General features: G+C 63.4%; 11 protein-coding genes. All 11 read right to left on the reverse strand.

What is annotated here, in order from left to right; genetic code table 11:
* Positions 1-346 precede the first annotated feature (346 nt).
* Positions 347-1,753: a dihydrolipoyl dehydrogenase gene (lpdA, locus tag X735_RS151295; protein ID WP_023811277.1), complete on the reverse strand. Its 1,407-nt coding sequence runs from the start codon at positions 1,751-1,753 to the stop codon at positions 347-349.
* A 23-nt stretch (positions 1,754-1,776) separates the two neighbouring features.
* Positions 1,777-2,532, reverse strand: coding sequence for an SDR family oxidoreductase (locus X735_RS151290; protein ID WP_023811278.1), 756 nt, complete (start codon positions 2,530-2,532; stop codon positions 1,777-1,779).
* On the reverse strand, positions 2,529-3,047 hold the full coding sequence (locus tag X735_RS151285) for a hypothetical protein (RefSeq protein ID WP_023811279.1): 519 nt from the start codon (positions 3,045-3,047) through the stop codon (positions 2,529-2,531). Before X735_RS151285 ends, X735_RS151290 begins: the two co-directional genes overlap by 4 nt.
* A 59-nt stretch (positions 3,048-3,106) precedes the next feature.
* The gene (gene odhB / locus X735_RS151280) at positions 3,107-4,387 is read right to left on the reverse strand and encodes a 2-oxoglutarate dehydrogenase complex dihydrolipoyllysine-residue succinyltransferase (RefSeq protein WP_023811280.1); all 1,281 of its coding nucleotides are present in this window, start codon (positions 4,385-4,387) and stop codon (positions 3,107-3,109) included.
* Between the two features lie 47 nt (positions 4,388-4,434).
* The gene (locus tag X735_RS151275; protein WP_023811281.1) at positions 4,435-7,422 is read right to left on the reverse strand and encodes a 2-oxoglutarate dehydrogenase E1 component; all 2,988 of its coding nucleotides are present in this window, start codon (positions 7,420-7,422) and stop codon (positions 4,435-4,437) included.
* A 149-nt stretch (positions 7,423-7,571) separates the two neighbouring features.
* Positions 7,572-8,474, reverse strand: a complete 903-nt coding sequence (sucD, locus tag X735_RS151270) for a succinate--CoA ligase subunit alpha (protein ID WP_023811282.1) — start codon at positions 8,472-8,474, stop codon at positions 7,572-7,574.
* A gap of 14 nt (positions 8,475-8,488) precedes the next feature.
* Positions 8,489-8,908: a PIN domain-containing protein gene (locus X735_RS151265; RefSeq protein ID WP_023811283.1), complete on the reverse strand. Its 420-nt coding sequence runs from the start codon at positions 8,906-8,908 to the stop codon at positions 8,489-8,491.
* Positions 8,898-9,128 (reverse strand): hypothetical protein, encoded by a 231-nt coding sequence (locus X735_RS151260; RefSeq protein ID WP_023811284.1) that lies wholly within the window; start codon positions 9,126-9,128, stop codon positions 8,898-8,900. The genes X735_RS151265 and X735_RS151260 overlap by 11 nt, the downstream gene beginning before the upstream one ends.
* A 64-nt stretch (positions 9,129-9,192) precedes the next feature.
* Positions 9,193-9,564: a cupin domain-containing protein gene (locus X735_RS151255; RefSeq protein WP_023811285.1), complete on the reverse strand. Its 372-nt coding sequence runs from the start codon at positions 9,562-9,564 to the stop codon at positions 9,193-9,195.
* A 4-nt stretch (positions 9,565-9,568) separates the two neighbouring features.
* Positions 9,569-10,762, reverse strand: coding sequence for an ADP-forming succinate--CoA ligase subunit beta (gene sucC, locus X735_RS151250; protein ID WP_023811286.1), 1,194 nt, complete (start codon positions 10,760-10,762; stop codon positions 9,569-9,571).
* 43 nt (positions 10,763-10,805) lie between these two features.
* The gene (gene mdh / locus X735_RS151245; protein WP_013528846.1) at positions 10,806-11,774 is read right to left on the reverse strand and encodes a malate dehydrogenase; all 969 of its coding nucleotides are present in this window, start codon (positions 11,772-11,774) and stop codon (positions 10,806-10,808) included.
* Positions 11,775-11,875 lie beyond the last annotated feature (101 nt).

Below are 11,875 nucleotides of genomic sequence, written 5' to 3' on the forward strand. Positions count from 1 at the left end.
CGTTATTCTGGCGGTTGTCGCGTATTATGTTTTCGGAAGAAGTGGTGAGCACCCGGCACCAGCCGAGCCGCCGGCGGCCAGCACACCGGCCCCCGCGCCCGCACCGGCAGAACCGATGAAGCCAGCCGAACCTGCACCTGCACCTGCACCTGCACCGGCCCCTGCAGAACCGGCCCCGGCCCCAGCGCCCGCACCGGCTCCAGCGCCGGCTCCTGCCGCACCGGCCAACTGATCGGTTCGATATCAAATACGAACGGCCCGCTGAAAGCGGGCCGTTTTGGTTAGTGGTGTCACCGTGCCTTCGTCATCCTCGGGCTTAACCCGAGGATGACGAAGCATTGGCCTTTTAGATGTGGATGGGCTTGAAGAACGTGGCCAGCGCCGCCTCCTTGATCGCCTCCGACATCGTCGGATGCGCATGGCAGGTGCGGGCGAGATCCTCCGACGAGCCGCCGAACTCCATCAGCACCGCCGCCTCGTGGATCATCTCGCCGGCGCCGAAGCCGACGATATGCACGCCGAGCACGCGGTCGCTTTGCTTGTCGGCGAGGATCTTCACAAAACCGTCGGTGTGCAGCATGGCGCGCGCCCGGCCATTGGCGCTGAACGGGAACTTTCCGACCTTGTAGTCGATGCCGGCCTTCTTCAACTCTTCCTCGGTCTTGCCGACCGAGGCGATTTCCGGGCTGGTGTAGACGACGCTCGGAATGACGTCATAGTTCACGTGGCCGACCTGGCCGGCAATGGTTTCCGCTACCGCCACGCCCTCGTCCTCGGCCTTGTGCGCCAGCATCGGCCCGGCGATGACATCGCCGATGGCATAGATGCCCGGGACATTGGTCTTGAGATGGCCATCGGTCTTGACGCGGCCGCGCTCGTCGACCTCGACGCCGGCTTCCCCGAGCCCGAGACTGTCGGCATAGGCCCGGCGCCCGGTGGCGATCAGCACGGCATCAGCCTCGATCGTCTCGGCGGCGCCGCCCTTGACCGGCTCGAAGGTGACCGCGGCACCCTTCTTGGCCTTGGCGACGCCTGTGACCTTGGCGCCGAGCTTGAACTCGAAACCCTGTTTGGATAGCAGCCGCTGGAACTGCTTGGAGACCTCGCCGTCCATGCCGCCCAGGATGGTGTCGAGGAATTCGACCACGGTGACCTTGGCGCCGAGCCGCGCCCACACCGAGCCGAGCTCGAGCCCGATGACACCGCCGCCGACCACCACCAGATGGCCGGGCACCTTCTCCAGCGACAGCGCGCCGGTCGACGACACGATCACCTTCTCGTCGATGTCGACCTTGACGCCGGGAATGCCGGCGACATCCGATCCGGTGGCGATGACGATGTTCTTGGTCTCGATCTCCTCGACCTTGCCGTCCTCGCCGGTCACCGAGACCTTGCCGGCCGCGACCACCTTGCCGGTGCCGCGAAAGCTGTCGATCTTGTTCTTCTTGAACAGGAAGGCGACGCCGTTGACGTTCGACGTCACCGTCGCATCCTTGTGCGCCATCATCTTCTTCAGGTTCAATTTCGGCGCTGATATCTCGACGCCGAGCGTGTCGAAGGAGTGGCCGGCCTCGGCGAACATCTCGGAGGCATGGAGCAGGGCCTTGGACGGGATGCAGCCGATGTTCAGGCAGGTGCCGCCGAAGGTGGCATTCTTCTCGACCACCGCAACCTTGAGCCCGAGCTGCGCCGCCTTGATGGCGCAGACATAGCCGCCCGGTCCCGATCCGATGATAACGACGTCATAAGCCATGTTTGTTTCCCTTTGCTTGGCGCTCAGCGGCCGCCGCTTACATTCAGGATCGCGCCCGTCGTATAGGACGCGGCGTCGGATAGAAGATAGAGAACCGCGCCCGCGACTTCATCAGCCGTGCCGGCTCTTTTCATCGGCAGCAGGTCGCGGAACCGCTCTATCCTGTCCGGCTGCCCGGCGGAGGCATGGATCTCGGTATCGATGAGGCCGGGCCGCACCGCATTGACGCGAATGCCTTCCAGTGCGACCTCACGGGCGAGCCCGACGGTGAACGTGTCGATGGCACCCTTGGAGGCGGCATAGTCGACAAATTCGCCCGGCGAGCCCAACGTCGCTGCCGCCGACGAGATGTTGACGATCGATCCGCCCGCCCCGCCATGACGGGTCGACATGCGCTTCACCGCTTCGCGGGCACACAGGAACGAGCCGACGACATTGATGCGCATCATGCGCTCCAGCCGCGCGACGTCCATCTCGTCGACACGCGCCTTGACGTCGACGATGCCGGCATTGTTGACGAAGGCGTCGAGCCGGCCATAAGCGCGGTCGACGGCCTCGAACATGGCCACGATATCGGCCTCGCTGCCGACATCGCCCTTGACGGCTAAGGCCTCGCCGCCGCCGGCCTTGATCTCGGCGACCACTGCGTCAGCGGCAGCCTGGTTCGAGGCATAGTTGACCGCCACGCGGTAGCCGGCCTTCGATCCTAGCCGGCAGACCGCGGCGCCAATGCCGCGGCTACCGCCGGTGACCAGCAGCACCTTTTTCGCCTCGCTCATTCCTGGCATCCCTTCAAGACAAACACATCCCACGGCACTTTCGAAAACCCGCTGCCGCCATAGGCCGAGGATTGGCGCAACGCCGGCCCGAGGTCCGGCAGGATCAGCGTCTTCGGCGCTTCGACCCCTTCGGCCGGCAGCAGTCCGATGTTGCCCTTGTCATCCGACGTGTAGATGACGCCATGCCAGGGCGTGCAGGCAGCAAGCTCCTCGCCGGTGACGTCGCCTTCGGGGCATTTGTACATCAGCGCGCCGTTCGGCCGCGACACGCCTTCGTTCCACATAACGATACCGTTGAGCACCACATTGTTGTCGAGGATCATGCGGAAGCTGTTGGTGACGGTCGCCGAGGTGCCGGTCGGCGTGAAATCGATTTCGCTGCCGCTCTGGGCGTCGCCATAGACGGCGAGCTCGATCGGACAGGCTGCATGGGCGCCGGCGGTGGCCAGCACCATGCCGGCCGCGATCGATGCGATCGAAAGCACCTTGGAAAGGCTAAGGGAACGGGTCGTCATTCTGCCGCGCAGATCCCTTCCTCCGGCACGCATTCCAACAGCCGGATCAGCACCAGACCTCAGAGATCAAGCACCAGCCGTTCCGGATCCTCCAGGCTTTCCTTGACGCGGACCAGGAAGGTCACTGCTTCCTTACCGTCGACGATGCGGTGATCGTAGCTGAGCGCCAGATACATCATCGGCCGGATCACGATCTGGCCGCCGACCACGACAGGCCGCTCCTGGATCTTGTGCATGCCAAGAATGCCCGACTGCGGCGCGTTGAGGATAGGCGTCGACATCAGCGACCCGTAAACGCCACCGTTGGAAATCGTAAACGTGCCGCCTTGCATGTCGGCGACCGACAGCTTGCCGTCGCGGGCGGCGATGCCCAGCCGGCCGATGTCCTTCTCGATCTCGGCGATCGACATCTGGTCGGCATTGCGCACGACCGGGACGACGAGGCCCTTTTCGGTGCCGACGGCGACGCCGATATGGGCATAGTTCTTGAAGATGATGTCGGTGCCGTCGATCTCGGCATTGACCGAAGGGATTTCCTTCAGCGCGTGGGTGACGGCCTTGGTGAAGAAGCCCATGAAGCCGAGCTTCACGCCATGCTTCTTCTCGAACACGTCCTTGTATTTGGTGCGCAGCGCCATCACCGCTGACATGTCGACCTCGTTGAAGGTGGTCAGCATGGCGGCGGTCGACTGCGCTTCCTTGAGGCGGCGCGCGATGGTCTGGCGCAGCTTGGTCATGCGCACGCGCTCCTCGCGCGAGGCGTCGTCGCCGGAGGATGGCGCGCGCACGGCAACCGGTGCAGGTGCCGCCTTCGGCGTCTCTGCCGGCTGTGACGGCGCGCCTTTGGAGATGGCGTCGAGCACGTCGCCTTTCAGCACCTGGCCACGCTTTCCCGAACCGGAGATCTGGTCGACCGAGAGATTGCTTTCGGCGATCAGTTTCGCCGCGGCCGGTGCCGGTGGCATGGTGCGCGGCTCGACCGGGCCGGCGTCGCCGGCGATCTTGGCGGTCTCGGCCGCGGCCTGCTTGCCGGTCGATGCCGCATCCGGCGACGAGGCCTGCGACACCGCCTGCGGCTTGGTTGCCGGCGCGGCGGCCGCGCCGCCTGCCGAAATCGAACCCAGCAGCGCGCCGACACCGACCGTCTCACCTTCCTTGACGGTGATCTCACCCAGAGTGCCGGCGGCGGCGGCAGGCACCTCCACCGTCACCTTGTCGGTCTCGAGCTCGACCAGCGGTTCATCGGCGGCGATTGTATCGCCAACCTTCTTGAACCATTTGCCGACGGTCGCTTCAGTGACGGATTCGCCGAGAGTGGGAACGCGGATTTCGGTAGCCATTGTGCCTGTCCGTTTTCTTTCGGTTCTGTTGTTCGCCCAGATATTCTCTATTCACCAAGCGCGTCTTCGAGCAAGGCGGCGAGCTGGGCGAGATGCTTTGACATCAGTCCGGTCGCCGGCGAGGCGGCGGCAGGACGGCCGGTGTAGCGCACCCGCTGATGCTTGGCGTCGATATGCGCCAGCACCCATTCCAGATACGGGTCGATGAACGACCAGGCGCCCATGTTCTTGGGCTCCTCCTGGCACCAGACCATCTCGGCATTGCGGAAACGCGACAGTTCCGTAATCAGCGCCTTGGCCGGGAACGGATAGAGCTGTTCGACGCGCAGCAGATAGATGTCGTTGATGCCGCGCTTCTCGCGCTCCTCATAGAGGTCGTAATAGACCTTGCCCGAGCACAGCACGACGCGGCGGATCTTCGAATCCTTGGTGAGCTTGATCGCCTGCCCGGAAAGCAGTTGCGCGTCGTCCCAAAGCAGCCGGTGGAACGAGCTTTCGCCCGAAATTTCCGGCAGCGTCGACACCGCCCGCTTGTGGCGCAGCAGCGATTTCGGCGTCATCAGGATCAGCGGCTTGCGGAAGTCGCGCTTCAGCTGCCGGCGCAATATGTGGAAGTAGTTGGCCGGCGTCGTGCAGTTGGCCACTTGCATGTTGTCTTCGGCGCAAAGCTGCAGGAAGCGTTCGAGCCGGGCCGAAGAGTGTTCCGGACCCTGGCCTTCATAGCCATGCGGCAACAGGCAGACGAGGCCCGACATTCTGAGCCACTTGCGCTCTCCGCTGGAGATGAACTGGTCGAACACCACCTGGGCACCGTTGGCGAAGTCGCCGAACTGCGCTTCCCACAAGGTCAGCGCCTTCGGCTCGGCCAGGCTGTAGCCATATTCGAAGCCCAGCACCGCCTCTTCCGACAGCATCGAGTTGATGACTTCGTAGCCAGCTTGAGCCGCCGACAGATTGTTGAGCGGGATGTAACGGGTCTCGTCGCGCTGGTCGTAAAGGACCGAATGGCGCTGCGAGAAGGTGCCGCGTTCGGAATCCTGGCCCGACAGGCGGATCGGATTGCCGTCGAGCAGGATGGCGCCGAAGGCCAGCGCCTCGGCCGTTGACCAGTCGATGCCTTCGCCCGACTCGATCGCCTGGCGGCGGTTCTCGAGGAAGCGGATGATCGTCTTGTGCGCTTCGAAATCCTTCGGCACCTCGGTCAGCTTCTTGCCGATTTCCTTCAGCGTCTTGACCGGCACGGCGGTCTTGCCGCGCCGCTGTTCATCCTGGTTGTCGGCGGTGCGCAGGCCCGACCAGGCGCCGTCCAGCCAATCGGCCTTGTTGGGCTTGTAGTGCTGGCCGACTTCCCATTCCGATTCCAGATGCGCCCGCCAGTCGGCCTTGAGCTGGTCGAGTTCAGCCTGGCTGATGTGACCCTCGGCGATCAGCCGGTCGCCATAGATCTGGACCGTCGTCTTGTGGGTGCGGATGTTGCGATACATGATCGGCTGGGTGAAGGCCGGCTCGTCGCCCTCATTGTGGCCGAAGCGGCGATAGCAGAACATATCGACCACAACAGGCTTGAAGAACTTCATGCGGAATTCGATCGCCACCTTGGTGGCGTGCACCACGGCTTCCGGGTCGTCGCCATTGACGTGGAAGATCGGCGCCTCGATCATCTTGGCCACGTCTGATGGATAGGGCGACGAGCGCGAGAAGCGCGGGTTGGTGGTGAAACCGATCTGGTTGTTGATGATGAAGTGCAGCGTGCCGGCGACGCGGTGGCCGCGCAGGCCGGACAGGCCGAGGATCTCGGCGATCACGCCCTGACCGGCGAAGGCGGCATCGCCATGCAGCAAGAGCGGCAGCACCTTGGCGCGCTCTTCCAGCGGTACGATCTCCTCGCGGCTGCGGCCGAACAGGTAATCCTGCTTGGCGCGCGCCTTGCCCATCACCACCGGATCGACGATTTCCAGATGCGAGGGGTTGGCAGTCAGGGACAGATGCACCTTGTTGCCGTCGAACTCGCGGTCCGACGAGGCGCCGAGATGGTACTTGACGTCGCCCGAGCCCTCGACCTCGTCGGGTGCGGCCGAGCCGCCCTTGAACTCGTGGAAGATGGCGCGGTGCGGCTTGGCCATCACCTGGGAGAGCACGTTCAGCCGGCCGCGATGCGCCATGCCGAGCACGATCTCCTTCATGCCGAGCTGGCCGCCGCGCTTGACGATCTGCTCCAGCGCCGGGATCAGCGCTTCACTGCCATCGAGGCCGAAGCGCTTGGTGCCCTTGTACTTGACGTCGATGAACTGCTCGAAGCCTTCGGCCTCGACCAGCTTCTGCAGGATCGCCTTCTTGCCGGTGGCGGTGAAGGTGATCTCCTTGTCGGCGCCCTCGATGCGGGCCTGGATCCAGGCCTTTTCCTCGGGGTCCGAAATATGCATGAACTCGACGCCGAGCGTCGAGCAATAGGTTCGGGTCAGGATTTCCAGCATCTGCCGGATGGTGCCGAATTCAAGGCCGAGCACATTGTCGAGGAAGATCGGCCGGTCATAGTCGGCTTCGGTGAAGCCATAGTTCTCCGGCGACAGCTCGTTGTAATCCTCGAGCGGCTTGGCGATGCCGAGCGGATCGAGATTGGCGTGCAGATGGCCGCGCATGCGGTAGGCGCGGATCATCATGATGGCGCGCACCGAATCGCGCGTCGCCTGGTGCACGTCGGCATCGGACAGGACGACGCCGTTGGTGACCGCCTTGTCCTTGACCTTCTTTTCGATCGTCTTCTCGACGATGCCCCAGTTGCCGTCGAGCGCCGAGACCAGTTCGCCATTCGCCTGCAGCGGCCAGGAGGGCTTGGCCCAGGAGGCGCCCTTGGCATTCCTGCGCACATCGCCGGCATCGTCTTTCAGCCCGGCGAAGAACTCCTGCCATTCGGGATTGACCGAGGCGGGATCGTCCTCATAGGCGGCGTAGAGCGCGTCGATGTAATCGGCGTTGCCGCCATAGAGGAATGAGGTGAGCGAAAATTGGTCGTTGGCCTGATCTTGTCTTGCCATTTTTGTCCGCGGAGCCTGGCTCCGTCTCCTGTTTTTGGAGGGGAGTAGGGCAGTAGGGGAGTAAGGCAGTAGGAAAAGCAGGCGGTTGCCGCCGCTCGTCCCGTTCTTCCTATTCCCCTACTGCCATACTGCCCTACTCCCTTACTGCCTTAACCCTTGATCGCCTCGACCAGCGTCGTGCCTAGCCGCGCCGGCGAGGGCGATACTTTTATCCCAGCCGATTCCATCGCCGCGATCTTGTCTTCCGCGCCGCCCTTGCCGCCGGAGATGACCGCGCCCGCATGGCCCATGGTGCGGCCGGCCGGCGCCGTGCGCCCGGCGATGAAACCGGCCATCGGCTTGCTTCGGCCACGCTTGGCTTCGTCCTTGAGGAACTGCGCGGCGTCTTCCTCGGCGGAACCGCCGATCTCGCCGATCATGATGATCGACTTGGTCTCGTCATCGGCGAGGAACATTTCGAGCACGTCGATGAATTCGGTGCCCTTGACGGGGTCGCCGCCAATGCCAACGGCGGTGGTCTGGCCGAGGCCGACATTGGTGGTCTGGAACACTGCCTCATAGGTAAGCGTTCCCGACCGCGAAACAACGCCGACCGAGCCCTTGCGGAAGATGTTTCCGGGCATGATGCCGATCTTGCATTCGTTGGGCGTCAGCACGCCCGGGCAGTTCGGCCCGATCAGCCGCGACGTCGAGCGGTCGAGCCGCGCCTTGACCTTGATCATGTCCATCACCGGGATACCTTCGGTGATGCAGATGATCAGCGGGATCTCGGCCTCAATCGCTTCCAGGATGGCCTCGGCGGCACCCGCCGGCGGCACATAGACGACCGAGGCGTTGGCGCCGGTCTTTTCCTTGCCCTCGGCGACGGTGGCGAAGATCGGCAGGCTCTCGCCCTTCGCGCCGGTCCACGTCTCGCCACCCTTCTTCGGGTGGATGCCGCCGACCATTTTCGTGCCGTGATAAGCCAGCGCCTGTTCGGTGTGGAACGTGCCGGTCTTGCCGGTCAGGCCCTGCACCAGCACCTTGGTGTTCTTGTCGACGAGAATGGACATTTTTTGCGACCTGATCAGTGATTGCGGAAGGGGTTCATGGCGACCACGGAGCCATAAGACTGCCCGTGGTTGAGGTCTTCGGTGTAGAGTATCTTGACGCCAAGGCGCTCGGCGGCGGCGATGATGGCGCCATCCCAATATGAAATCTGGTAGCGTTGCGCGTTCGCGATGCCCTGCATTACAACGGCGCTATCCAGATCCTGGCAGGGCTTCATGGAGATCGCGGCGACCCATTCGGCCGCCTTCGCCGGCGCCAGTGTGACCTCAGCCCGCTTGGTCACGTTGACATAGAACTCCTGCAGCACCTGTGCGGAGGTCGAATAGTCTTCCTTGGCGATCAACTCCACGGCGCGCTCATACTTCGCGCGCTCGGCCTTGTGTCCGATGGCGGCATAGACGAGGATGTTCGTGTCGAGGAAGCAGTCAGCGATCATAGAGAGCTTCCCGGTTCCATTTCTTGCCACCCATGTCGCCTGCCGCCTCGCGGGCGAGCCGCAGAAGGGCCTGCCGTGCCTCGTCCTTGGCGTACCGCTTGGCGGCCACTGCCGAGAAAAACTCCCGCACCATGGCGTTGACGGTCGTTCGCTGTTCGGCGGCCGTCAGCTTGACCTGCTCCAAGACCTCGTCTTCGACTGCCAGAGTGATGTTCTTCATTTCTCTTTTCTCCTGCGCCTACTTCACACAGTATATGTGTAACTGTGTGGCAGTCGCAAGTTCGTTACAGCCGCTTCAGGTCGGCGACGGTGAGGTCGCTTTTGGCATTGCCGGTGTTGAGCGTCGTTGCCGGCTCGAACATCAGCACGACGGGTTCCGCAGTCAGCGAGCGCGGCCGGTGTTCGACGCCGCGCGGCACGACGATGAAATCGCCCTCGCCGAGCTCGACGGGACCGTCACGGAAATCGATGGCGATACGCCCGCGCAGCACGAGGAAGGCTTCGTCCTCATTGTCATGCGCATGCCAGTCGAACATCTCGCCGAACTTGGCGACCTTCGCCTGGCTGTCGTTGACATCGCCGGCGATATGCGGATCGAAAACCTTGGTGATGGTCCGATCCGCCGCCTCGACGAGGTTTATCTTGCGCGGAGGCATCCGCTCAGCCCTTCACCGCCGCCACGATCTTCTTGGCTGCGTCGTCGAGATCATCGGCCGACACCACGTTGAGGCCGCTGTCGTTGATGATCTTCTTGCCAAGCTCGGCATTGGTGCCTTCCAGGCGCACCACCAGCGGCACTTCCAGGCCGACTTCCTTGACCGCGGCAATGACGCCCTCGGCAATGATGTCGCACTTCATGATGCCGCCGAAGATGTTGATCAGGATACCCTTGACTGCCGGATCCCTGGTGATGATCTTGAACGCCGCCGTGACTTTTTCCTTGGATGCGCCGCCACCGACATCGAGGAAGTTGGCCGGCTCGGCGCCATAGAGCTTGATGATGTCCATCGTCGCCATGGCAAGGCCGGCGCCATTGACCATGCAGCCGATATTGCCGTCGAGCGCGACATAGGCGAGGTCGTATTTCGACGCCTCGATTTCCTTCTCGTCCTCTTCCGTGGTGTCGCGCAGTTCGAGCACGTCGGGGTGGCGGAACAGCGCGTTGTTGTCGAACGACACTTTCGCGTCGAGCACGCGCAGCCGGCCGTTCTTCATGACGATCAGCGGGTTGACCTCGAGCAGGCTCATGTCCTTCTCGACGAAGGCCTTGTAGAGGATCGGGAACAGCGTATCGCCGTCCTTGGCCGCATCGCCGTCGAGCTTGAGCGCGCCGTTGAGCGCCTTCAGGTCGGCTGCTGTGACGCCTTTTTCCGGATCGATGGCGACGGTGATGATCTTTTCGGGCGTGTCATGGGCGACCGCTTCGATGTCCATGCCGCCTTCGGTCGAGACGACGAAGGCGATGCGGCCGACCGAACGGTCGACCAGGATCGACAGATAGAGCTCGCGTTCGATGTCGGCACCGTCCTCGATGTAGAGGCGGTTGACCTGCTTGCCGGCCGGACCGGTCTGCTTGGTCACCAGCGTGTTGCCCAGCATCTCGTTGGCGTTGGCGACGACGTCGGCCACCGATTTCGCCAGCCGCACGCCGCCCTTGGCGTCCGGGCCGAGCTCGGTGAATTTGCCCTTGCCGCGGCCGCCGGCATGGATCTGGCTCTTCACCACATAGAGCGGGCCCGGCAGCGCCTTGGCGGCGGCTTCCGCTTCGCTCGCCTTGAACACCGGCACACCTTCGGCCACCGGCGCGCCAAAGCTCTTCAGCAGCGCCTTGCCCTGATACTCATGGATGTTCATCTGGGTGGTCTCCGGATCGACTGGGGGTTCACTTACTGGAGATTCATTTGGAGGCGAGTTGCGGCGCGATCTTGACGCAGGCCTCGGTCAGGCCCTGCACCGTCGCCACAGAGGAGTCGAACATCTTCTGCTCGCTCTTGTTGAGTTCGATCTCGATGATGCGCTCGACGCCGCCGGCGCCGATCACCACGGGAACGCCGACATAGGTGTTCTTGACGCCATACTGGCCGGAGAGATACGCCGCGCAGGGCAGCACGCGCTTCTTGTCCTTGAGATAGGCTTCGGCCATCGAGATCGCCGAAGCGGCCGGCGCGTAATAGGCCGAACCGGTCTTGAGCAGGCCGACGATCTCGGCGCCGCCGTCGCGGGTGCGCTGCACGATCTGGTCGAGCTTCTCCTTCGAGGTCCAGCCCATCTTGATGAGGTCGGGCAGCGGAATGCCCGATACCGTCGAATAGCGGATCATCGGCACCATGGAATCGCCGTGGCCGCCGAGCACGAAGGCGGTGACGTCCTCGACCGAGACCTTGAATTCCTCTGCCAGGAAATAGCGGAAGCGCGCGCTGTCAAGCACGCCGGCCATGCCGACGACATGGCTGTTGGGCAGGCCTGAGAACTTCTGCAGCGCCCAGACCATGGCGTCGAGCGGGTTTGTGATGCAGATGACGAAGGCCTTCGGCGCGTACTTCTTCAGCCCGGCGCCGACCTGTTCCATGACCTTGAGGTTGATGCCCAAAAGGTCGTCGCGGCTCATGCCGGGCTTGCGCGGCACGCCGGCGGTGACGATGCAGACGTCGGCCCCTTCGATGCCGGCATAGTCGTTGATGCCGGTGAGCCTGGAGTCGAAGCCATCGACAGGCGACGACTGCGCGATATCGAGCCCCTTGCCCTGCGGGATACCTTCGGCAATATCGAACAGCACCACGTCGCCGAGGTCCTTGAGGCCGATCATGTGAGCGAGCGTGCCGCCGATCATGCCAGAGCCGATAAGCGCTATCTTGTTGCGTGCCATGTGAGGATGTTTTCCCTTTGTCGGTGACGACGTCTCAAATCTCTGGTGATTTGATGGCGGCGTCGAAGAAGAGGCCGGAATGCTGCGGGGAACCGCGAATT

This window comes from Mesorhizobium sp. L2C084A000, assembly GCF_000502875.1.
GTDB lineage: Bacteria > Pseudomonadota > Alphaproteobacteria > Rhizobiales > Rhizobiaceae > Mesorhizobium.